General features: G+C 54.5%; 13 protein-coding genes and 5 pseudogenes. 6 read left to right on the plus strand and 12 right to left on the minus strand.

Annotation, left to right across the window (positions count from 1 at the left end; genetic code table 11):
- Positions 1–62 precede the first annotated feature (62 nt).
- Positions 63–623, minus strand: coding sequence for a recombinase family protein (locus JZI28_RS22825; RefSeq protein WP_047998007.1), 561 nt, complete (start codon positions 621–623; stop codon positions 63–65).
- Between the two features lie 112 nt (positions 624–735).
- A complete protein-coding gene (locus tag JZI28_RS22830; RefSeq protein WP_375698918.1) occupies positions 736–3,663 on the minus strand; it encodes a Tn3 family transposase in 2,928 nt (975 codons plus the stop codon).
- Positions 3,664–3,949: 286 nt separating this feature from the next.
- On the opposite strand from JZI28_RS22830, the gene JZI28_RS22835 reads away from it, so the two are divergent.
- Complete coding sequence (locus JZI28_RS22835) at positions 3,950–4,312, plus strand: hypothetical protein (RefSeq protein WP_375700369.1); 363 nt, start codon at positions 3,950–3,952, stop codon at positions 4,310–4,312.
- Positions 4,313–5,005: 693 nt separating this feature from the next.
- On the opposite strand, the gene JZI28_RS22840 is transcribed toward JZI28_RS22835, so the two are convergent.
- Entirely contained in the window at positions 5,006–8,020 is a 3,015-nt protein-coding gene (locus JZI28_RS22840) for a Tn3 family transposase (protein WP_375700370.1), read from the minus strand.
- A gap of 160 nt (positions 8,021–8,180) precedes the next feature.
- Between JZI28_RS22840 and JZI28_RS22845 the strand changes: the two genes are divergently transcribed.
- From JZI28_RS22845 to JZI28_RS22855, 3 genes and pseudogenes are all read left to right on the plus strand, one after another.
- Complete coding sequence (locus tag JZI28_RS22845) at positions 8,181–8,783, plus strand: recombinase family protein (RefSeq protein ID WP_375700371.1); 603 nt, start codon at positions 8,181–8,183, stop codon at positions 8,781–8,783.
- 43 nt (positions 8,784–8,826) lie between these two features.
- Positions 8,827–9,000 (plus strand): annotated as a pseudogene (locus JZI28_RS22850) (transposon DNA-invertase); the annotation flags it as partial.
- 80 nt (positions 9,001–9,080) lie between these two features.
- A complete protein-coding gene (locus JZI28_RS22855; protein ID WP_375699392.1) occupies positions 9,081–10,190 on the plus strand; it encodes an IS110 family transposase in 1,110 nt (369 codons plus the stop codon).
- Between the two features lie 292 nt (positions 10,191–10,482).
- Here the strand turns inward: JZI28_RS22855 and JZI28_RS22860 are convergent.
- Together JZI28_RS22860 and istA are read right to left on the minus strand one after the other, a co-directional pair.
- Positions 10,483–10,917, minus strand: a pseudogene (locus JZI28_RS22860) (IS21 family transposase); the annotation flags it as partial.
- Positions 10,912–11,928: pseudogene (istA, locus tag JZI28_RS22865) on the minus strand (IS21 family transposase); the annotation flags it as partial. The pseudogenes istA and JZI28_RS22860, both read right to left, overlap by 6 nt.
- A 55-nt stretch (positions 11,929–11,983) precedes the next feature.
- On the opposite strand from istA, the gene JZI28_RS22870 reads away from it, so the two are divergent.
- Positions 11,984–13,071, plus strand: a protein-coding gene (locus JZI28_RS22870) for an IS3 family transposase (RefSeq protein ID WP_375697739.1) whose coding sequence is annotated in 2 segments (ribosomal slippage) — positions 11,984–12,245 and positions 12,245–13,071 — 1,089 coding nt in all. Because the reading frame shifts where the segments join, the coding sequence is not laid out codon by codon here.
- Here the strand turns inward: JZI28_RS22870 and JZI28_RS22875 are convergent.
- Positions 12,999–13,403: a hypothetical protein gene (locus JZI28_RS22875; protein ID WP_375697740.1), complete on the minus strand. Its 405-nt coding sequence runs from the start codon at positions 13,401–13,403 to the stop codon at positions 12,999–13,001. The two genes, JZI28_RS22870 and JZI28_RS22875, sit on opposite strands and share 73 nt — an antisense overlap.
- Positions 13,404–13,522: 119 nt before the next feature.
- On the opposite strand from JZI28_RS22875, the pseudogene JZI28_RS22880 reads away from it, so the two are divergent.
- Positions 13,523–14,062 (plus strand): annotated as a pseudogene (locus JZI28_RS22880) (transposase); the annotation flags it as partial.
- Positions 14,063–14,101: 39 nt separating this feature from the next.
- Here the strand turns inward: JZI28_RS22880 and JZI28_RS22885 are convergent.
- The 6 genes and pseudogenes from JZI28_RS22885 to JZI28_RS22910 all read right to left on the minus strand — a co-directional run.
- Positions 14,102–14,209: pseudogene (locus JZI28_RS22885) on the minus strand (IS5/IS1182 family transposase); the annotation flags it as partial.
- A gap of 234 nt (positions 14,210–14,443) precedes the next feature.
- Positions 14,444–15,154, minus strand: coding sequence for a SapC family protein (locus JZI28_RS22890; RefSeq protein ID WP_375700307.1), 711 nt, complete (start codon positions 15,152–15,154; stop codon positions 14,444–14,446).
- A gap of 168 nt (positions 15,155–15,322) precedes the next feature.
- Positions 15,323–15,931, minus strand: a complete 609-nt coding sequence (locus JZI28_RS22895) for a peptidoglycan-binding protein (protein ID WP_375700308.1) — start codon at positions 15,929–15,931, stop codon at positions 15,323–15,325.
- Positions 15,932–16,022: 91 nt separating this feature from the next.
- Positions 16,023–21,347, minus strand: coding sequence for a beta strand repeat-containing protein (locus tag JZI28_RS22900; protein ID WP_375700309.1), 5,325 nt, complete (start codon positions 21,345–21,347; stop codon positions 16,023–16,025).
- A gap of 35 nt (positions 21,348–21,382) precedes the next feature.
- Positions 21,383–22,354: an IS481 family transposase gene (locus JZI28_RS22905; protein WP_375700310.1), complete on the minus strand. Its 972-nt coding sequence runs from the start codon at positions 22,352–22,354 to the stop codon at positions 21,383–21,385.
- Positions 22,355–22,431: 77 nt separating this feature from the next.
- Complete coding sequence (locus tag JZI28_RS22910; RefSeq protein ID WP_375700311.1) at positions 22,432–23,364, minus strand: CsgG/HfaB family protein; 933 nt, start codon at positions 23,362–23,364, stop codon at positions 22,432–22,434.
- Between the last annotated feature and the right edge of the window lie 4 nt (positions 23,365–23,368).

The raw sequence follows: 23,368 nt of genomic DNA on the forward strand, positions 1-23,368 counted from the left end.
GAGGCCCGCATTGATCCGATAAAGGCCCCGTACGCACGAAGGGGTTCAAAAACGGCCACATTTCATGAGAGTGCTGTTGTGCGCTTGATGCGGTCGATTGTTGCGACACCGACGTTGAAGTCGCGCGCGATGGCACGAATGGATTTTCCCTCTTTGAGCATGGCCCTGACCTGATCCTGCTGGTGTGGTGTCAGCTTCAGCTTGCGTCCGAACTTCACGCCGCGTTTCTTTGCGGAGGTCCGTCCTTCTTCTGTGCGTTCATTGATGATGTTGCGTTCAAGTTCAGAAAGTCCAGCAAAAACAGTAAGTAAGAACTTTCCCATGGAGCTTGTTGTGTCGGCCCAGGGTTCCCGCAGGGAGCGGAATGATGCTCCGACGGCCTCTACCTTCTGGGTAATCACGAAGAGATCACTGGTTGATCGGGCCAGACGGTCGAGGCTGGTGACGACCAACGTATCACTGGGCTGTAGGGAAGCGATCATCTTTTCAAGCTGAGGCCTGCGCCGGTCAAACCCCGTGATTTTTTCCTGGAAGATCGTGTCACAACCTTCGCTCTGGAGGTGTTCGATCTGACTTTCTAGGTTCTGGCCAGTCGTCGAGACCCTCGCGTACCCGATCAGCATGGATTTTGCCCGGATTTAAGGCGCCATATACGGAACAAATATACGGATTTTACAAGGCGCTGATTTTGCGCACAAAAAAGGTCGTTCCGTTTGTTATAAGTTTCGGAACGCATCATGCTGCCATCCTCATCTCTTCGAGGGGAAGGCGCGTATCCATATCGAGATCAAAGACACCATATGGGTTGAAGTGGCTGTGCGGCAGCGGGTTCAGCGCTGCCATGTCGCGGGCGGTCATCTTTTCGCGCCAGGGGCGCTCACGAAGTACCTGCTGGATCATGAGCGTATTCACATAGACCATCGCCGCTTGCAGCAGGTGCAGGCTGAGGACAGAGATTTCATGATCGTCACGACGGTTGGACACCAGCTCATTACCATTGCCGTAGAAGATGAAGTCGTTCACCCCGTTCCAGCGCTCTATGACATTGAGCCCGGAATGGATTTCGCGGCGCAGCTCCGCGTTGCCGAGATACCGGCATAGAAAGATCGTTTTGACCGCCTTGCCCAATTCCAGAAGTGCCGAGAACACTGGGTGCGTTTGGCCCCGTGTGAAGCGGCGGAGGATGGTCTCCGCATCGGCTGTCCGCAGCTTGAGGGCAATCGCAAGGCGGATCATCTCATCGTAATGCCGCGCGATCAGATCCCAGTCGATGGGTCGGGCCGTGCAAATCGGCTCAATATTTGCGAAGCGGCGGTCGGCCTGCTTGTCTGCGCGGGAGAGTTTTTGGCCGGCGATACCTCTCAGGCGTGGCATCAAGTCGAAGCCAAGAAGGTGGCAAAAAGCAAACCCCACGACGCTTTGTCCGTGAGTATCAACAAACTGGCGGTCGATATCCAGGTCCGTGCCGTGGTGCAGTACGCCCTCAATCATGGACGCAACCTCGGAAGACGAGACTTGTTTCAACTGTGAATGGACACAGGTGGCCTGCTTATCGACATGCCAATAGATCATTACACCACGCCCGCCATAGCGCTGATGCCACTCGGTCATCAGGTTCTGGTCCCAGGATGCCAGTTGCGTGGAATCCGAGGCGCAGCTCGTACCCGAATCTCCCCAGATATCGGAGCTGCGAATGCGGTAGGTGGCATCTGCAATCCGGCGGGTTGCATCCTGCAGTGCTGTTTTGTGAATGAAGCGTTGCCGGATGTAGAGCAACTCCTTGTAGCTGACCTTATGGGGGCCCGCCGCAATGGCCTTGAGCCCGATATTTGTCCCGATCCCGAACAGGGCGAGCAAGAGACGCCGGGAGACCTCTTCCTGCGGCAAGTTCTGCCGAGACCCCGCTGCACGGAACAGCGGCGTGAACTCTGTGCGCAGATCGACTTCCTTCAGCACATCCAGAAGGCTGGTCATCGGCCACCGTCGGCCAAGCTCCGCTTTAAGGTCTTCCAACCCCACAGGATCAGTCTGTGGACTCAAGGGACGCAAGGATAGGCGCGCGCCTCCGGCCCGAGCCTTGAGTTTGACATCCCTGTTGGCCGGGAAGCCTTGATCAAAGGCGCTCAGGGCCTCTCTCATGCCGTCTCGCAACGCCTGGACAAACTGAGCCGCACTCTGGGGCTGATCAAGCAAGTCGAAGTAGTGCGCGCGGCGCGTATCAAAATCGGCTGGTAGATCTTGGTCCGGATCGCAATATCGCTTTGCACCCTCTATCCAGATTTCTTTTGTCCGCAGCTTCTCACGCAGAGTCTGAAGGACACATATCTCGTAGTTGATGCGATTGACGCGGACCACGTCTCCAGGGCCCACCTCGAGAACAATGTCTCGCCACTTGGGGCGAATAACACCGTCGATCGGAACCTCCTCCTCAGCATAAAATTGTGGCTTCCGGTCCGATGGCTCCGTCAATACGGCAAGGGCGGCCAACAACGGCTCGGCACTGGTGCTGCTCGTCCGGAACGTCAGTGCTCTCAAGATCACTGGCAGGACGCGCCGGTAATGCCGCGCATAAGAGCGGCGGATTGTATGATGCACGCGGGTCGTGAATGAAGGCGTGTCTGCCTGGTAGGTTTTCGCCAGCTCACGGATCGTCTCACGCGGGACGACCGGGTAGATGACCTGCGGGATGTCGCCTTCCGGCTGCCCATCGACTGCGAGCACGATCTTGCCCAAAACCGTGTCTTTGCTTTCCGCCTTCCGAAAGTCAGCGACATATTCCTTGATCACCTTACTCTCAGCGCGCGCAGATATCTTGTGGATGATGCTGATCACCAAATCGCCCAGATCATCTGTCAATTCTGCGGCTCTGATCGCGCAAAAGCAACTGAGCAGGGCATGCCGTACAGCCTCGGGACGGCGGCGCATGTCCCAAGCATCTTCGCTGGCGGCGCGGCGAGCCAGGCTGGCGATATGGTCTGGATGAATGCCCTCCAAGAGATGAGGCGGTAGGCCGATGGCACGAACCATCTCTAACCGCGCCACAGCATCCTGAACGGCCTGTACGCTTGCCCCGCCTGGACCTCGCGCAAGCTGCGCAAATCGCGATGCGGCCTCATCGGTCGTCAGCAAAGCATCCAAGGCGTGTTTGTGCGCCAACGTCAGCCGCCCTGAAATCTTGGCGTATTGCCTGTGATCGAACTGGCGTTCCGATTGAGCCATCAGCTTGTCCAAGCGCGATTGCTCTGGTCGGATGAAACGATTGGCTAGAAACCACGCTGTCATCCGCTCATCAAGCGCCGACACCTGCGGCGCGTTCGGCAAGACCTCAACCACAAGCCATTCCACAAATTCGCCAGAAGCGGCTCGATCAAATCGCCGCAGCCGCAAATGATCCGAAACCAGACGGCGATACCGGCGATCCGAGCGCTCTGGTACATCTGATGGCAGCGGACCGTCATACTCGATCTGTTCCGCCAAAAACTGCACAACAGCCTCTGGCATGGCATCCATTCGGTTAGGAAATCTGGCATGGCGTTGGAAAAACTTCAGGTAGTATCCGAGTACAAGCCGTTTCGGCCCAGGCAACCCCTTCAGCAGCGGCTGCTCTGAGGGTTGCAAAACCCAATGTAAACGCAGGGCCTCTGCTGACCAAAGCTGTTCCATGCACGCTCCAAGTTAATTTATATCGGAGCATATATACGGATCAGTCCGCCATATCAACTCAAAATGCACAACCAGAAAATGTGGCCGTTTTTGACCCCTTTCGTGCGTACAGGGCCAAGAAAGAGGCTGATCGCAGCAAAAATCATGCCGAGCACCATGCCTAGGATTACATGTCCAAGGACCACTTCATCTCTCCCCATCTTGCCTATCAAATGCCCTATAGGTGCCTTGTTTACGCCAGATTTATACAGCTTTCTAAGCCTCGAACAAGGAAAGCTGATTGCGCATGAAGCATGTAGAGAACTCCGCCGCTTGGACCAATGTTATCGCAAGCCTCATGGCAGCAGGAGTCGACAGAATACTCGCTGTCGGGATTATCGATATTTTGGTAGAGAACGCTCGCCAAAATCTTGATGAACATCATACGCCTCTCATCCTTTCGAAATGCCAAATGCTTGATGCGCCCAGGAAAGAGGCAAAGGTGATGGAAGGTGTCGATCAAATCATGCCCCGCTTATTTTCGATCACGCAGCAGCTTCTCACGGCCCCAAATCTAAAGCGCAAACATGAGGCCCACCAATATTGCAGGCACGCAGCTCTTATAGAAGGCGGTCAGCGCAGGGGTGATCTCAGGAAGACTTCCAAATGAGCCGGAGATGCAGGAAGCGCCAACTGTACATCGCAAAATCGACCATCCATTGTAGTGGCAACCGCAGACAATTTGAACTGCTCTGATGCCCACACAAGCCTGAGGGTGGAATCTGCACGTCTCAGAATACCGCCAACGTCGATAACATCACACTGCTGGCCATCAGACCTATCGCTCATGATGATTGTGGAATATTGCTCCAGCGGGAGTTGGTAGAGTTCCTGTAATTGCGTCAAGAAGCGGAATGACACAGAGGCGCCGAGCGAGGCTAGTTCTTTTGCCAGATCGTGAAGTCCAGTTTCCCGCCCCAGGATAAGAATATTTTCGTTCTCCCAAGAAAATTCCCGGAGGACGTTAGCCCGCAAAACAGGGCGAGCCACATAATTTCTATGAGAGGGGCCTTCAGTAGGACCGAGTTTCCTTCTCATCAACAGCTTTTCTATAAACCCTGAAACCCTGAAACCCATAACCTCCGAACTCTATCTGAAAGCCCGTCTTGATCTGGACAGGTGCGGATAGCAGCTTACTCAGCACCCCTGTTGCGCGCAATATCTCAGATGGCGAATCCTGTGAACGGCGGAGCAATACTGGGTCTATCCCAACAAAGGTACGTAACCCACCACAGGAATTTCTGCGTTGACCTGCATTCATGCGCTTTTCGTTGATTTTGGTCCTCCTGTTTTCACTTCATTTCTACGCTGCTTTTTTCGGGGGCAGGATACCGAGCGTGTCGCGGAGCTTTTCTTCTGAGAAGTCGTACTCGCCGAGCATGTTGATGTGAGCCCATGACATGGGGGAGTGGGCTGCAATCAGGCGCAGCAGATTTTCCCTGGCCCCGGCGTCCGGTGCCTTTTCGACCTGTCTGGTGAGGTAAAGATAATTCCAGCAGATGATGGAGTTCCGGATCAGCCGGTTACAGCCCTCTGCGATCTCCTGTTCTTCCTTTTCGGTCTGGGTGTATTCGCGTGGGTTTCCGACTGCCACAGCGCGGGTGAAACGGTTAGCGAGTTCGACCTTGTTGAGCTGTTTCTCGATGGCCTGTCGGAGCGCCAGCCCATCGACATAGCGCAGAATGAAGAGAGATTTGATGATCTGTCCAAAGGCTTTCAAGGTCTGGTATAAGGCATGCTGGCGCGAGTAGGAGTTCAGCCGCCGGAAAATATCGGAGGCGGTGTTTTCCTTGAGTTTGATGGTGGCCACGAGGCGCAGAAGATCATCCCAGTTGTCGCGAATGGCGTCCTCATTGATGGTCTTATCCGGTCGGATGACCCAGTCGGGATCGGCCTGGTTTTTTGGTTTGAAGATATAGAGGGTCTGTTTGCCGATGCCTTTGATACGTGGGGCAAATGAAAACCCCAGCAGATGGGTCAGCCCGAAGACAGCTTCCGTGTACCCATGGCTGTCGGTGGAATGAATATCGCTTTTCACGACGTCGTTGTGCATGAGCCCGTCGATCACATAGGCGCTTTCGCGATCTGCGGCGCTGATCATCAAGGAATGCCAGAGGAAGTTGCGCTCGTCGACAAAGGTATAGGCGCTGACCCCCTGACCTTGCCCGAAGTACTTGAATGATCGGCTGGCATGCAGGCTGTCGCCGCGCACCTCGAACTTTTGACCGTCACTTGCGGTATGGAGCTGATCCCGTGTTTGGCGATAAAGGTTCGGCAACTCCATTCCATCCATGGCCTTGAGCACGGCATCATTGGCCGCCCGGATGTTTTCCAGTGAGAAGCGCCAATTCACGGTGTGATCCAGTTCGCTTTCTGTGACGCTGGACGATATCCGTGCCATCTTGCGCACGCCGATCCCGCAGCCCAGTCCCATGATCCCAGCCAGCAACGCGGGATGCGATGTAGCCTGTCGTACATGGGTTTGCTGCCAGTGTTCGAATGACCGCAGCATGCTGCAGTGATTATTGACGGTCTCCAGCACCTGCGCGAGTGCCACGTCATGGCGCTGCGGAAAAAGATCGCCCAATGGATCAGTGTCGCGGGCATCAAGCGCCGGGGTGGCAATGTGGAATGTACCGTCTTTGCGCAGTTTGAGATGAGGATTACCCGCCGCGCGACCGTTGGTTGCTTTGTATTGTTCCGTGAGTGCCGCATTCAGCCTCGCCAGAATGGGTTCAGGATCAGCAAACTCCGTCAGACCGGCGCGTTCCAACAGCCGGGCCTTTTCCCGGTACCAGCGGTTCTTGTCGATCAGATAGGCGTCCATGGGCCGGTATTTGTAGGAGCGTTTGACATTCAGATCACCGGACTTGATCGCAGCGGTGACCGCCTGAAACAGAAACACCTTGTAGAGCGATACCCGGAAAGAGCCATCACCTCGCATAACCGCCGCCCGCTGTTCAGCGTCGAGAAAACCCATTGGCGCGTGGTTGGCGGACAAATCCCTATCGTTTCTGAAGTGATCAACCGCCTCCAGCAGCGCTGCCGCCCGACTGGATGGCATGAAGGTGAGTGCCCTCAGCAAGGGACTGAGGCGATTTTGCAGCTTCACGGATCGCGCTTCCAGAATGTCATGCCAACCGGATTCACTGGTAGTTGCGGCCAGATCATCCTTGAGCCGGTTGAAATCGTCTGTCTTGCCTTGATCGAGAAGGGCCTGCGTTGCAGTGATCTTTTCTGCGTCTGACAGGTTGGCAGCGGCCATGACGCTGCGGATATCCCGCAGAACACCGAAGACGGATATCTCCAGACCCTCAATGACAATGCCGATCTGCCGCTGCTGATCCTTGCGTTCTTGCACCAGGGCTTCCTGATAGTCCCGAGCCGCCGCTGACTTGAACGACGCCATCACGCTGAGCCAGAGATCGATCATGTTATCCTGACAGCGATAGAACTGATGGGCGACAAAGGCGGCTGCATGGAGGTGACGGTCGTTTCGCTCCCGGCGCTGCATCTGGAAGATTTCCGATCGCAGGACACTGCCTGCAAAATACCGGATACCGGCTGTGCCAAGGTCAAGTATTGAGAGAACGGCGTCCAGCCGATCATGCAACTCTGACAGGACCTCGAAATCGGCCACGGCCTCTTTGATTCTTGAGGGGCTGGTCGATTGCGACAGTTTCTTCAGAAGGGTCAGGCGATACCGGTTCTGATCGTCTGGAGCCGTGAACAGATCATCGAGCAGGTGCCGCGCTTCGGCGGGTAACTGACTGTCCATCAATGCAATCAGCTCTGCTTTGCGGTCATGCAGACCGGCGCGGATTAGATCATTCAGCCGATAGGCGGATGGCACCTGCACACGGTGCTGGATCAAGAAGTCCACGCAGCGATCAAAGATCAGACGCGGCTTGAGATGCATCCGTGCCATTGTCGCAACCTCGGTAGCGAGGGCATAGCTCGCACTTTGATCAAACGGCGGAAACCCATGGAAATCCAGAATTTGACGTTGGTGACGCAGGCGGGTTGTCTCCGTATATTGGGTCGGTTCAAATGCGCTTTCGGGCAATTTCAACTGGTGTATTGCTGCTGCAATGTCACGGTCGCGAAAATCCTGGGGCTGATAAAACCGCTTTGTGGCTTTGAAATACCCACACATCAGCAGGAAGCCGATCTGACTATCAGGCGTGCGCAGGCCCTTTGCGATATCCATCAGCCCTTTGGGGAGAGTCAGGAACTGCTTGCGTTCCTTGTGATCAAAGACGGGTGGTTGATCAAACGCGTCTTGTTCACTGGCGGTAAGAATCCGCATTCTGGCCATGGTCACTCCAAAAAATTGATGTTCTGAAAACCGTCGTTTTTGGAATGCCAACACGTCAGAATGCAAAACGGGATTAAAGCTAGTTAATCATACACAGTTTCCTTGTTCTGAAACGCGAGTTCCGATACAGTTGCGTAAATAGGTTTTAAGAACAAATATCATGCTCATCGGATACGCTCGTGTCTCAACCATGGATCAGAACCCTGCTTTGCAAATGGATGCATTGCAGGCTGCGGGTTGTGAAAAAATCTATATAGAGAAAGCATCCGGCTCTCACCGGGAACGTCCCCAACTCAAAGCAGCCCTCGAATATCTGCGGGAAGGCGACACTCTGGTTGTGTGGAAATTATCGCGTTTGGCGCGATCCCTGACGCAAGTCATCAAAACCGCCGCAGATATCGCGGAACGTGGCATCGCATTGAAAGTACTTACCCAGAATATCGACACCAGCACACCCGAAGGGCGGTTGTTCTTCCACATGACCGCTGCCTTTGATGAATTTCAACGGGAACTGATTGTCGAAAATACCCGTGCCGGTCTTAAGGCTGCTGCAAAACGTGGGCGACGGGGTGGACGGCCAAGGGCTATGAATGAGCAAACCATCAAACATGCCGAGGCAATGCTCAAAGACACTGAAAACTACCCGTTCATCGGAGATGTAATCGATCAGCTCAAGATCGGACGAACAGCGTTCTACCGATACTTCCCAACAGATCGCATCAAACAGCTACGCGCAGACCATGCCGAAGCCCACCAAACGTAGTTAAATCCTGTGGTGGGTTACGTACCTTTGTTGGGATGGACCCAAGTTTGCGCTGACAAAGACGCAGGTCCGCATGGCCCAAGCTGCCATGGCCAGCCGCGACACATCGGTTTCAGAGCTCTGCAAAGATCTCGGGGTGAAACCAGTCACGCTCTACAGATATGTCGATCCGAACGGCAATCTACGCGATTACGGGAAACGAGTTCTCAGCGCTTAGACCAGATGAGCGTTTTGCGGCGCGCGGGCCGCAAGTGTGGTTTCCTGACGAACACGAAGTAGTTCGAAAGGAGAATGCAAATGAACAAAACCACTTACGTTGGGCTGGACGTCCACAAAGACACGATTGTGGTTGCGGTTGCGGAGGATGGTCGCGGTGGTGAGATCCGGTTTTTCGGAACGATCGCGCATACTTCAGATTCTGTTTTGCGGCTAACCAAGCAGCTGGCGGCTGCGGGAAGTACGCCGAGCTTTTGTTACGAGGCGGGCCCCTGCGGCTACGGTCTGCATCGTCATCTCACCAAGCTCGGGTTTGAATGCGCGGTTGTCGCGCCTGCGATGATCCCTCGCAAGGCCGGGGATCGGGTGAAGACTGATCGTCGGGACGCTGAAATGCTGGCACGGCTGTGGCGCGCCGGTGAGCTGACGGCGATCTGGACGCCGGATGAGGAGCAGGAAGCCATGCGCGACCTGATCCGCACCCGCAAGCAGGCGATGGATGCCGTGAAGGTGGCTAAGCAGCAACTGCTCAGCTTCCTGCTTCGGCATGGGTTGCGATACGAGAATGGCAGTTACTGGACGAAGCGCCACCGCCGTTGGCTGGCCGAACTCCGCCGCTTCCGCTTCTCGCACCAGCAGCTGGCCTTCGAGGAGTTGAAGCGGGCTGTCGACCAAGCGGAGACCCGCGTTGCGACGCTGGATCAAGCGATCGATGAAGCGGTTCAGACGTGGCGCTTCGCCCCTGTCGTCGATGGCCTTCGCGCATTGCGCGGCGTGAACACGATCATCGCAGCGACCGTGGTTGCAGAGATTGGCGACATCACCCGCTTTGAAAATCCACGCCAGCTTATGGCCTGGCTCGGGTTGGTCCCAAGCGAGCATTCCAGCGGCAACACGACGCGGCGCGGGCGCCTGACAAAGACTGGGAACGCCTTAGCCCGTACGATGCTTGTCGAAGCGGGATGGTCCTATCGCCACCCACCCAAGGAGGGGCAGCCGTTCCTGAAGCGTTCAGCGCATCTGCCACAGGAGATCAAGGACATCGGCTGGAAGGCGCAGACGCGGCTTTGCAAGCGGTTCCGCCATCTGTCGAACACTGGCAAACCTCAGCCGCGCGTGCTCGCAGCCATCGCGCGCGAACTCGCGGGCTTTATGTGGGACATCGCACGCAAGACGCCGTTGCCCGCGTAATGCGGCGGCTCATACTGCCTGTGCAGTACGCTGGAGACGGTGGCCATTGATAGGGAAATCCTCGGACTACGTTGGGAAACATATCCGTTCTTAGAGAGAGGTAACCCGTATCGAATTTGGTCAGGCGGTAACCAATCCGCGGATGAGAGCATGACAATCATCGGTTCGGCCACCGTCTCCAGCGCTTGCACAGGCTATATCTTTGACGAACCCGTGTCAGCGGGGTAGTTTAATAGTGTCAGGAGACCTGAAAACGCTCATGAGAGCGTAGGATCCTGCACTCTCCGGCATCAGACCCCAGATCCCGCGCGAGCCGGTCTCCGATGGTCTCGGATTGCCCCCGCAGGACATCCGACTGGCGTTTGCGGCACTGCTCCTCCAGATCGGCGTTGAACGCGTCCCAGGACGCAAACCGCGGGATCGGCACCATGAAGTTGCGGCGGGAGTAGCCAACCAGGCCCTCCGCGTTACCTTTGTCATTACCCTTGCCGGGACGGCCGTAGCGATCACGGAACAGGTAATGTGACAGGAACCCGCTGAAGAGCGTCGCCCGCTTGCGCGTTCCGTCCGGCAGGATCTTCGCAACCAGGCACCTGTCGTTGTCGTAGAGAACCGAGACAGGTGCCTTGCCGAAAAAGGCAAAGGCGTGGACGTGGCCGTCGACCCAGGCCTCGGCGGTGGCCGCCGGATAGGCCCGCACGAAGCAGGCATCACTGTGCGGCAGATCAAAGCTTTCCAGGAGCCGAAGCACCTGAATGAACTCTCGGCGCCCTTGGCGGGCATGTCTCGCTTCCATTAGGCGACGCAGGGTTTGCAGCTCGTCGGGCATCTCCCAATCGACCAAAGGGGCGGCTTGGTCCAAGGCCCCGGGCTTCGTCTCCAGAAGGGCAAAGTAATGCACAGGGTCGAAGATCATTTGTTCGCGCTCGTAGCAGCGGGCGTGACGGGCGATGACCCCACCACCACAGCCGATTTCGACCACATCCACAAACGCACGGATCGTCACCTCCCGTAAGCCATAGGTGCTGGGAACCGAGTAATCATTGGATTTGTAGCGCACCAGAGATTGGGAGCTGACCCGGCCCGTTGCCTTGTGGCAGGCTTGGTAAGGCATTGCAGGGAGTGGCGACATGGCAGCCAGATCCCGCTTCAGCCGTTCCCCGATCGTCTCCCGGTGCCCATGCAAGACAGCCGACTGCCGTGTCAGACATTGTTCTTCGAGCCAGACATTGAAGCTGTCCAGATCAGGGAATTCCGGCAGCGGCACCATCAGGTTGCGCCGGGACCAGCCCACCAGACCTTCGACATTGCCTTTATCGTTCCCCTTGCCCGGGCGGCCGTAGCGATCATCAAAAAGGTAGTGTGACAACATCTCCGTGAACATCTGCGTCCGCCGACGCCGCCCTCCGGCTTCGATCTTCGCAACAAGGCAGCTGTCATTGTCATAGACCACCGAGAGCGGCACGCGCCCGAAGAACTCAAAGGCGTGAACATGCCCGTCCATCCAGGCTTCTGTTGTCGCCGCATGATAGGCCCGCACATAGCATGCATCGCTGTAGGGCAGGTCAAAGGCAAAAAAGTGGATCTTCTGTTCCACGCCCCCCAGGATGACAACGGCCTCACCGAAATCGGCCTGCCCGTGACCCGGAGGATGGGCGAGTGGAATGAACATCTCCCGCGCTTTTTGACGATGCCCCCGAACATAGTCCTTCACGGTCGTATGGTAATCCCCCCTAAAAATAGTGGTGTTCCAAAGTAGAATTTTCTCGGCAAGATATCTGAGGAGATTTATGATGAAGAATGGACGATTTAGCGACGCGCAAATCATGGCAGTGTTGAAGCAGGCGGAGGGCGGTGTGCCGGTCTCTGAGCTTTGCCGCGAGCACGGAATGAGCAGCGCGAGTTTTTACAAATGGCGGGCCAAGTTTGGCGGCATGGACGCGTCCTTGATTTCCGAGATGAAGGATATGGCGGAAGAGAACCGTCGTCTGAAGCGCATGTATGCCGAGATGAGCATGCAAAACGACCTGCTGAAAGAAGCGCTTGGAAAAAAGCGTTAAGGCCGTCTCATCGGCGAGAGATGGCCATGAATGCAGTTGCGCAATATGGGGTCAGCATAGCTCTGGCCTGCCGTGCGTTCGAGATCAGCGAGACCTGCTATAGATACAGCCCTGTGCTGAGCGATGACAACGAAGAGATCGCAGATTGGCTTGAACGCTTGACGGCTAACAAGCGGACCTGGGGCTTCGGCCTGTGCTTTTTGTATCTGCGCAACGTGCAGGGCTATGGCTGGAACCATAAACGTGTCTACCGGGTCTACTGTGAGCTGGCGTTGAACCTGCGTATCAAGCCGAAGAAACGCTTGAAGCGGGACAAGCCGGAACCACTGGCTGTGCCTGAAAGACCAAATGAAACTTGGTCCATGGACTTCATGGCGGATCAGCTGGCGGATGGCCGGTCGATCAGGGCATTAAACGTCTTGGATGACTTCAATCGCGAAGGACTGGCTATTGAGGTCGACTTCTCGCTGCCTGCTGAACGTGTCGTGCGTGCGCTGAACCAGATCATTGAGTGGCGCGGAAAGCCCCAAGCTATTCGTGTGGACAACGGCCCAGAATACGTCAGCGGGAAGCTCATGGAATGGGCTGAGAAACGCAATGTGCGGCTCGAATATATCCAGCCCGGTAAGCCCCAACAGAATGCCTATATCGAGCGCTACAACCGCACCGTTCGTGGCGAATGGCTGGGGCAATACATCTTCGAAACCATCGAGGAGGCACAGGACCAGGCAACACAATGGCTCTGGACTTACAACAACGAGCGACCCAACATGGGCATCGGCGGCATGACACCCGCCATGAAACTGAAAACGGCTGCGTGAATTCTACGGCTGGACCCAATTAAAAATGGGGGGATTACCGTATAACCGCCGGTAAAGCCTTCTTCCTCACGGAGCCGTTCAAAGATCCGCTTCGCCGTATGGCGTTGCTTCTTCGGACGGTTCTGATCCTCCAGAAGCCATTGGTCAATTGTATCGGTGAAGGCTTCCAACTTCGGGCGCCGAACTTTCTGGCTCCGGCGGTAACCAGGGGGAGACGAATACGCGCACATCTTGTCGACCGTTCCACGGGCAAGGCCAAAATCACGGGCGATCGAACGTTTGCTGCGCCCCTCATCGAAATGCGCGCGGCGCACGGCTAAATATACTTCCACGGTGAAAATCCTCCGGCCCTCCCTGCAAAGACAGTGAGAGCAAAAGTGGACGACTTTTGCGCCGCCCGCCCCGGCAAAATACCGGCGCTACCGTGGCCTAATTTGCAACCGCCCTATACAAGGACATCCTGATCGCCGTCGTGGATGGGCTGAAGGGCTTCCCGCAGGCCATCGAAGCGGCCTTTCCCCAGACCCAGGTCCAGACCTGCATCGTTCACCTGCTGCGCCATTCCATGAGCTTTGCCAGCTACAAGGACCGCAAGGCCGTCGCCACGGCGCTAAAGACGATCTACACGGCGGTGGATGCCGACGCGGCCGAGGCCGCTCTGGCAGAGTTCGAGGAGAGCGATCTGGCTAGGCGGTATCCGGCCATCGCACCGAGCTGGCGCCGGGCCTGGAACGAGGTGATCCCGTTCCTCGACTACCCGCCCGAGGTGCGCAGGCTGATCTACACCACGAATTCCATTGAGGCATTGAATTCGAAGATCCGGCGCGCCGTCCGAACCCGCGGTCACTTCCCAAGCGATGAGGCAGCAGCGAAATTGATCTATCTGGCGCTCAATGCTACATCCACCGAATGGAAGCGTTCGGTGCGCGAATGGCACGCTGTCAGAAGTCAGCTTGCCATCATGTTCGAAGACCGCTTCCCAATGGCGTAAAAAAACGCGTCAGGCACAAAATTCGGCACAGTCTCGGGGGTGGTTGGTTGGTTTGCGCCCGTTCGGCGCACGGACTGCCAGAATAAACCGTTCAAAGAACGCCCATTCCTCGTCTAACATCAGGTCTCGTGCCAAGCTGGTCTCCATCACAGATAACAGCTTGAATCACGGTCAGCACCCAATGGGAATCCCTTTTGTCAACACGGCCTAAGTCATTAAGGAATCCGATACGAAACCCAAAACTAGGCCTTTGAAAATATGACTCAGAAAAAGGCCGCATAGGGCCAACAAGAAAATTGTCCAAAAACAGGGTCAATGTCCATTTAAATTTCAGCAGAGATCAAAGGCTGATTAAGCCGCCCGCAAACTATGATTAGCATTTTAGTCGCCAGGAGATTTAGACACGGACAAGCTTTTTTGACTGTTCCAATTGTCCAAACTCTGCAGGTGCGCCATGATAACACCCATCAACCCACTGCGAACCCATGCAGCCAAAGTTACATCGTCAAGAGCCGCAAGTTTTTCGGCATCCACAACTTGAAGGTCTGTGACCGTACCAAGAAGTTTTCCACCTTCTTCAACTTTGTAGACTTTTGGAACCAAAATATCTGCGTCCTGTAATGGTTTAAGGAGCGCTTCTGTATTGATCAGTTCTTTTTGAAAATCTGTTAGGAAGGTGCGTGCTCGATCTACAGCACCACCTGTGGGAATTGACCCATCTTTAAAAAGAACCTCGCCATCCGCATTCGTGGAAATTCGGTCCTTCACAATCATGATAAGATATTCGCCCAATTCTTTCTTTTCACCCATGACAAATGGAAATCGGCGTATATGAGCGGGTATGTAGCGGGCCGACCACTGGTTTTCTTTGTCGAGATAAAGGTTACCATCTTTGCGATAGCCCATTTGAGCAACTGGCAAAAACCTACCTGATGTTGGAAAGAAGATTGGGTACTCACGACTAGCTTTAGTGATTTCACTCATAGCCAAGGGCGCGCCTAAAACATTTTTGGCAAACGCAAAGCTGTTAGAACGTTTCAATCGGTGGTCTGCATGCACTTTACTATCAAGCGCGACTACATTTTCAAACATGTGGATCTCCATTTACCAGCAGGTAGGATGAGTTATACATGTCATATAAGCACTATAAGTATCAATCATACAGCGTTGAGATAAACAGTACAGTTGCGCATTTTTCAAGCAAGAAACGGTGGGAGATTCAGAGCAAGTTTCCTCTTCATCCCCCAGCTATCGTTTAATCTATTGAGTGGCCTGCTTGGCCATCAAAAACAATGTTACCATGTCTGGCAGTCCATTAACCGTTATATCGGCTTCGCCTTGCCAAGCTTCAATGCTCAGTGCTGTCTGGGGCCCAAATTTACCATCATCAGAGCCTGTTGGTAACTTACCATCTGCAATCAATATTTTCTGAACGCGACGTACAGTTTCTTCGTTTACTGAAACAGCTTGTCCATTATGGGACAATTGCACGAGTGGGCTGTTTTCAGTCAACTCTAGCGCAGAAAAACTCTCAACCATTGCAAACACCACGTTTTCAAAAAGCTGATCAGGATTATTGGCGCAAATGTTTTGGGCGAGGCTCACCATTGGAGAGTGAGACTTGACAGGGGTAATATCGTACAAGCCTTCTGCCATCCTGTTTTGAGCCGAAATAAAGCCCGATATCCATTCTGCTAATTGGGCTTTGGCTTGAGCAGCTTGCTCACCATTCAGAAGGGTCATGATCGTGTTGCAATCACGTGCGCCCCATCCGTAAACGGCAAATTCACCATCAGATGTTGCGGCCAAAGCAGGAGTAGCAATGCTTAAAGTGAGAGCTGTCGTAAGGGTTGAAAAGATGTTTCGCATGATCCCTGAGACGTCCTTATGTTTGTGTGATTTGGTTCTGCAGAACAAAAAAGGCCCCCGATAGACGGGGGCCTTTGTCTTTTGACCGTTTTTAGCGGTCTGTGCGTGTGACAGTGCTGGATGCAAAGTTACCGATAGAGCTCGCGGAGATGCTGTTGTTAGACACACCAACCGATGCGCTCACGACGCCGCCAGTCGAGAAGGAACCGATTGTGGCACCCGTCGCCAGCGACGTGATTGCACCACTGTTAGACTGTGCATTAAAGACTGCTGCGCTGGAGTCGTTTGCCGCAGTTGACAGAGATGCGAGCGTTACGCTGTTGGTTGCAACGTTACCGAAGGCTGACGCATTGATCGAATTGCCAGACACGGTTGCTGATGCTCCATTGAGAGCGAGACCCAATGTACCGAGTGTACGTGTACCAGAGGTCGTATTAACCTGGTAGTTTGTACCACTTGATGTCGCGTTGATTGCAGCCGCCTGAGACTGTTCATTGAAGACACCGAAGGAAGCATTAAGCACGCCACCAAGTACGCCAGCGGTGGAGTTCAAGCCTGCTGGGCTTACACCTCCAGTGACATTTGCACCATTCGCAACCACAGTGTTCTGCGCCACGTTACCACGCGCAAGTGCAAGAGTGCTGTTGCCCTCTACCATTGCAGTGCCAGTGTTCAAAGCTGTCGCGTCGGTTGTACCAGACAGGCTCACTGTCGTGTTCGTCGATGCTGAAGCGTCAACTGTGCCTGCAGAACCGTTGGTCTGGGAATTCATGACCAGAGCCGTTGAGTCTAGCGATGCAGTTCCGGCCCCACCGATGGTGATGCTGGAGTTGGTCGCCAGGTTGGCCGAGGCACGGGCTTCGGTCACATTGCCCGTTACACCAAGCGTGCTGCCTGATGCTGCCGCGCCGGAACCCGCTACTGTTCCATCCACTGTAGCGCTAGAGATGGTTACGGTGTTGGCTGTGTTGGTCGAGTCGATGGCGCCAGTGTTATCCTGGCTGTTTAAGACCAGATTACCGCCGCTTGCTGTTGTGAACGCGCCAGAGGAGTCAGCAGCGGCATTTGTACCAGCAGCTCCTGATACGATGTTAGCGCCAGACGTTGTCAGAGAGTTTTGCGCTTGGTTACCTGTAGCGCTGGACGCACTGACGTTGCCGGACAGCATAACGCTGCTGCCATTGATCCCAGTTGGCGTGGCACCACCGGTCACATCGACATCCACGACCACCGCGGATCCACCTGTGGCCGTGACAGCACCACTGTTGTCCTGCTCACTCAACAGCTCTGTCGCTGCATCCACGTTTGATGCATTCGCCCCAACAGACACGGCGTTCACCACAGAGTTGGCGAGAGCCGTTGCAGAAGAGACATTGCCAGCCAAGGACACTGTGGAGTTCAGAACGCCGCCACCTGAGCTCGTTGCGCCAGTATCAGATACATCAACTGCCACTCTGGACTGTGATGTCGTGGCTGCGACTGCAGCATCGTTATCCTGGGTTGATCCAAGCACATAGGCTGCAGTTGTAGTGCCACCATCAGTGAAAGATGCATCCGTGCCTGCACCCGCATCAATGCTGTTCCCATCAACTGTCAGCGTATTGCTCGCCACGTTGCTCCGAGCCAGAGCTGTGGTCTGATTACCATCAAGAGACACACTGCTGGATTGGATCGGGATGGAACCTGTGTTGCTGAGGGTGACATCGACATCTTGATTAACCGTCGACGACACTGTCGCAGCACTCGTGACAGCCTGGTTGTTCACCAGAACACCAGTGCGGTCCATGTTGGCCGTTCCAGCATCACCCAAGGTCAGTGTTTGCGTACCATTGTTGCCAGTTGCCTGTGCAATCGTGGAGTTGCTGCTGAGCGAGACGTCACTACTGATAATCTCGTTTCCACCAGTGCGTGTGACGTCTTGGTTGTAGACATCCGTCGTAGCCGAGGCTGTGACGTTTGCGGAAACCGACTGCAGAGAAGCCAATGCGTTGTTCGCGTCAGCCGTGAGAGTCGTCAGAGCAATCGTTGCATCCACCGCTCCGGTTGCTGTCGCGTTGGTCACATCCACTGTTGTGGCATTCGTCGCCACGTTCCCGTTCGCAACCGACTGGTTTACGTTGCCTTCCATCGCGAGTGAGAAAGTTGTGCCGCCAGCATTTGCAACAACATCCAGATCGGATGTTGTTGATACGGTTGCCGTCGACCGCTGAGCGCTCTCAAGTGCGGTGTCGGCGTCCGTATTGGTTGCCGTCAGGTTGACACTGTTTGTCGCCCGGTTTGCCGTCGCATAGGATTGCTGAAGGTTATCAGACACAGTTTGCGTTGAGTCTGCAACGACATCGATCTCCCCATCGCTGAGGATCGCAAATGTTGCAGCAACATCAGATGACAGGGCCGAGGCACTATCCTGCAAGCTTGCTGTCGCCAAATCGGCATTAGCGGGGGCAACATCAAAATCCGCAGCATTGATGCTGGTTGCCGTTGCCGACAAGCCGGTCACAGTTGTGGCCGTTGCAGAGGTTACGTTGGTCGCAACGTTACCCGTCACTTCGCCCACTGCCGTGTTGCCAGACACAGAAACGGTCGAGTCGGTAATACCGTCTCCGCCGGAGACCGACACAATCACACCAGCGCCGTTGACGACACCAGACGACCCAGAACCTGTAAAGCCTGCTACTGTGAAAGATTCGTCAGTATCGGCACCACCACCAGCGGTGGGGTCAATCAAAGTTAGAGAGGTAAGGATGCCAGTTATGTTGTATGTTCCAACAGGAGCAATAACCGTAGTGCTTCCAGCAGTTGCGGTCCAACCGAGGTTGTTCAGAGATGTAGCTTCCTCTGTTGTCAGGGCTTGATCGAACGTAATTGTTACAGGATTGATGGCAATTGTTACGACACCGGTACCACTATTATAGTTGATATCGGACGCGGTAGACGGAGCAGTCGCAGCATTCAAAGAAGTGAACCCCGCAACTGGATCGGACCCTGTGATGCCGATCTCTGCAGTTACAGATCCTGCAGCAGCGGTGGCCTGATAGTTTGCAACCGTGCCGGAAGCTGCAACGGTTGCAGTATTCGCATCACCCAACTGAACTGCGTTATTGGCGCTGTTCGCTGTTGCAACCGCACTCAACACGTTGTCATCAGATACAACTGTGGAGCTATCTTCAATGTCATTTCCGAAAGTCGTTCTGATGGTGTTTGATGTTGTCCCCCCAGAGTCTCTCTGGCTCGCCAAAATATCAGCTCCGGAAAGCTGTGTGGAGGCCGCAACAAAAGAACCTGTTGTCGTTTGAGCGCCAGTGGCTGCGACAATACTTGGCGCCGCCTCACTGCCCGATGTGATATTTGTTGCATCCACAACAACATTATTGCCGCTGGTCACGTTGCCACTGGCGGATGCAGACACGGTGTTTCCGGATGTGGAAACACTTGAGCGGAATACATCACTATCAAAAGCGGTGAGAATTGGAACACCGCCCGTACCAACAACACGTGCTGTCACGGTTGCATTGTCCGCAAGCGTCTGTTCGTTCGCGGCGGCAGCAATAACACCAGTGCCTGCACCAGAAGCTGTTCCAACCAGATTGTTGAACGAAAGCAAGATGCCGTTGTCAGCTGAGTTGGCCGTAGCAGACGCCGACATCCTGTTGTTATCCGTTATAACAGTGGAATCGTTCGCATCCTGCCCTGCTTGGGTCAGTATCTGATTTGCTGTCGTTTCTGCAGACACAACGGCCGTAGATGCCATCGACTGGTCATTGGTCAGTGCCTGACCTGCAGTAACCGAGTATTGGTCGGCCGCACCCGCAGCAGCACTGTTTTGTACAGTCCCAGCATTCGTTACAACACTTAGATTGTTGGTTGCACTTGTGGTTGAAAGTGAATTGGTTGCACTTGCACCCGTTGCAGCTGACGTAACCGCATTTGCGGTTGTACGCATGCTGCTATCATCAAGATTATCAGTGATATTAATAGCATTGGTGATGCTATTTGAAGTGGTTGCTGCAGTGACGGACCCATCAACTTCCTGCACGGAGCCCACGGCGCCTGCTGCACTCATCGTCGCGCCGGAGGTAAGCGACAGCGCGTTGCTGGTGGAAACACCCGTGGCACTTGCCGCCTGACGGTTGCCTGTTACTTCGAGTGTCGAGGTTGTAACAGTACCATCATCAAGACCAGCAACAACAGAACCGATGTTGTTTCCCGAGACTGTACCGGAAACAGTTACACCCGAATCAATTGTCTGTACGTTCCCGATGATGGAGTCGCCAGCTGCTGACAACTGTGTCTTACCATCTGCGGCGGTATCTGCGTCACTAATGACAGCAGCAGCACCTTCACCCGTGATGCTGCTTGCATCTAATGTGATCGATTGCGTGCTTACACTGCCTGTAGCACCTGCAGTCTGATCGTTGCCTGCAACAGAGATCGTAGTGTTGGTTACGTCTCCAGTTGCATTACCGTTTGAGTCAACACCGCTCTGGATTTCAATGGTCGAGCTTGTTGTCGTCGCAGAAATTGATGAAGTGGCAGTTGGTACGATTGTCTGCAAATTGCTGACGGCTGTTGAAGCCGTTATGCTTGCAGTTGTATCCAGGGAAGAAATGCTGCTTGTGGCCGAATTGCCAATTGTGGTTGATGCTTGATCACTGTTGGATACAGTAACTGTCGCGCCATCGAGGCCTTCAACAAGAGTTGTCGTTGCAGCCCCGCCTACGGTAGCGTCCAACGTCCGGTCACCATCGATTTCTTGCGAAGAGCTGACGATCAGATCACCAGCAACATCATTATCGGCTGCTGCCACCAACGAGGAGTCAATATCCAGGCTGGCTTGTCCAGCTGTTGCTTCCACAAGGTCAAGACCACTTGCCGCGGTGATGGTGGATGTCGCGTTGTTGCCGGTTGCTGCGGCTGTGATATCATTATTATCGGACAGGCTTGTCCCCGTCAGAGTGCGTATCCCAGTGCCTGTATTTTCAATAACAATAGAATGCGTATCAGACGATGAGAGCGCAGTAACATCGGCCTCAACTGACTGAAGCGTTCCAACAGCCGCTGTGTCTCCTGCAGTGCTTGGCGAGAACAACAATTCTGCAGCAGCTGTCGAGGAGTTCCCTGTGGCGGACGCAGTGGTCAGGTTGTTCGTCGCCGGTGCCGCTGCTGTAACGACATCAGCAATGGCGTCACTAACCGTGAGGCTGATATTCACATTGTTGTTGCTTGTTGTCGCAGAGGGCGTTGCGGTCAACTCTTGTACGTTTCCAGCTGTAAAGGTCGCTGATGTTACAATGGTTTCGCTCGCACCCATGTTGGTATCTGAGGTCGCCTGCGCCAAAGCGCCAGAGGCCCCAAAGGCAAGCAACAAGGCCGCTGTCGCCGTACTATTACGTAAATTTTTTGATGTGAATTTCATGCTATTTTTTCCTTGTTGGCGATTTTCATTTATTACTACCTGTCACGTCCCGTAAGCTGGTAAGGAATTTTCTTGAACGGCTCTGGTTTGAGTTTGTACCAGTCTTTCATGGCCTGCAAGGGCGTTTTGCTGCCCAAGACTGATTGTGGTAGCTGTTGGTTGTAAAGCCATACGTAGCGCTCGAGGGTCTGTTCGAGATCTTCGCCTGATTTGAAATGGTGGCCTTGCAAGACATCCTCGATGCGTCCGTTGAACCGTTCGACCATACCATTGGTTTGCGGCGACTTCGGTGGGGTCAGGCGATGCTCGATGCCCAGCTCGGCGCAAAGCTTGTCAAACTCGTGCTTCCCTGTCGCAGAGCGCTTACGCATTCCGAACAAGCGGTCCGTGAACTCCTTACCGTTGTCTGTCAGGATTGTGCGGATCTTGAGAGGACAGGCGCGCTCCAGATCCCGGAGGAAGCGCCTGGCGTTAGCTGCAGATTTTGCTGAGAAAATACGGATGAAGACCCACCGTGTGGCACGGTCGATGGCGACGAAGAGGTAACGACGCTTGGTCTCGTCCTGCATCTGAGGCAGGTATTTGACGTCGATGTGGATATAGCCTGGCTCGTAAGCCTTGAAGGTGCTGTGCTTGGGCTTGGGGGCCTTGCCCTTCAGCTCACGCAGGTTGCTCACCCCGTGCCGACGCAAGCAACGATCCAGCCCCGAGCGAGATACATTTGGGTTCAAAAACTCCCGCACCACCGCCAGAAGATCATCCAGGGGAAGCAGCAGCGTCTGGCGCAGAGATACTGCCACGGCCTCTTGCGCAGGTGTCAGGGTTGTCTGAAGGCGATGTGGCGTGTGGCTTTTGTCCTCCACGCTGTCACGGTGACGCCACTTATACACCGTCTGCTCCGAAATCCCGTGTCGGTCAGCCAGAACCCATGCAGCCTCATTGCTGGCCTGGATCTCGGCGCGGATTTTCGGGGTGGTCGTCGCCTCGCTATGCAGTCGAACAAGCATCTGTGCCTCCGTCTCGGATCTCCCTCAGCAGCGAGCGTGCCATAAAAAGCGCCAATCGGCGAGGATCAATGTGATCATCAGGGACGGAACACATAGTCATCGTTGACGACCAAGGGTACAGCAGGTTGACAATCGTTTGGGGTCACATTCGTGACGCTCGGGAGCAGGTCCAAAATGGCGCTCTCAATTGCCATGCGCACTGCCAATTGCAGTGGCTCTTGGTTCTTAGCTCCAGCATATACGTCCCAGAGATCGTTATTGAAGAAGCGGAAAACCTCGGCCCCAACTTCGTAGCCAGTGATTTGCTTCTGAACGGAGACCGTATCGTACACTTTCAGTGTCTGGCTGCCGACGATCCGCATATCAATGCCTACATTCATCGTGTAGACGCGGCCTTTTCCGCCAATGTTGTTTACATTCAGTTCAGCGCCACCTGATTGGATGTTGAAATTCAACTCAGTGATACCACCCACGATGTAATAATCGGATTGCAAGATACTGCCGCCGTAATACGGCTTCCATGGGACCTCGCTGGTTTCACCCGTCTGCGGATCCGTCGTTTCATGCAGTTTCCCGTCGCCTAGCTGGCGATTGCTGGTGTAAGCAAGCTCTGCATCAGCAATCTTAGTATCAAATCGCTCATATAGAGAAATCCCAGGCACCAGATGCCCCAATGCAGTATATGCCATAAGGGCGCCGCCCTGAGTGACCAGGAAGCCTTCTTGATCGTTCTGCTTACCCGTATAATCCCGGATGTCGCCAACAGTGATTGCGATATGGCCCTTATTGGCTGCCGCAAGGTGTTCCCCATAACAGCTCAACTTTGTCGTAAGCGGCGTGTTGTTTGGGGTGGGTCTGGAACTCAACAAGAGAGGAACGTCCCCTTCATTGAGAACTTCCCGACGCATATCCTCTGGAAGGACTGCGCAACCCGCTGTTGCAGCCGCTAGTGTAAGCGCCGTGATTAATTTTGTATAATGAGACATTTTTATGCGCTTTTCTATTTTCATTAAT

Source organism: Pseudophaeobacter sp. TrK17, from assembly GCF_042192375.1.
Taxonomy (GTDB): domain Bacteria; phylum Pseudomonadota; class Alphaproteobacteria; order Rhodobacterales; family Rhodobacteraceae; genus Pseudophaeobacter.

Coding starts and splice junctions, on each gene's coding strand:
- JZI28_RS22825 (WP_047998007.1), bottom strand. CDS start 623: ATGCTGATCGGGTACGCGAGGGTCTCGACGACTGGCCAGAACCTAGAA.
- JZI28_RS22830 (WP_375698918.1), bottom strand. CDS start 3,663: ATGGAACAGCTTTGGTCAGCAGAGGCCCTGCGTTTACATTGGGTTTTG.
- JZI28_RS22835 (WP_375700369.1), top strand. CDS start 3,950: ATGAAGCATGTAGAGAACTCCGCCGCTTGGACCAATGTTATCGCAAGC.
- JZI28_RS22840 (WP_375700370.1), bottom strand. CDS start 8,020: ATGGCCAGAATGCGGATTCTTACCGCCAGTGAACAAGACGCGTTTGAT.
- JZI28_RS22845 (WP_375700371.1), top strand. CDS start 8,181: ATGCTCATCGGATACGCTCGTGTCTCAACCATGGATCAGAACCCTGCT.
- JZI28_RS22855 (WP_375699392.1), top strand. CDS start 9,081: ATGAACAAAACCACTTACGTTGGGCTGGACGTCCACAAAGACACGATT.
- JZI28_RS22890 (WP_375700307.1), bottom strand. CDS start 15,154: ATGTTTGAAAATGTAGTCGCGCTTGATAGTAAAGTGCATGCAGACCAC.
- JZI28_RS22895 (WP_375700308.1), bottom strand. CDS start 15,931: ATGCGAAACATCTTTTCAACCCTTACGACAGCTCTCACTTTAAGCATT.
- JZI28_RS22900 (WP_375700309.1), bottom strand. CDS start 21,347: ATGAAATTCACATCAAAAAATTTACGTAATAGTACGGCGACAGCGGCC.
- JZI28_RS22905 (WP_375700310.1), bottom strand. CDS start 22,354: ATGCTTGTTCGACTGCATAGCGAGGCGACGACCACCCCGAAAATCCGC.
- JZI28_RS22910 (WP_375700311.1), bottom strand. CDS start 23,364: ATGAAAATAGAAAAGCGCATAAAAATGTCTCATTATACAAAATTAATC.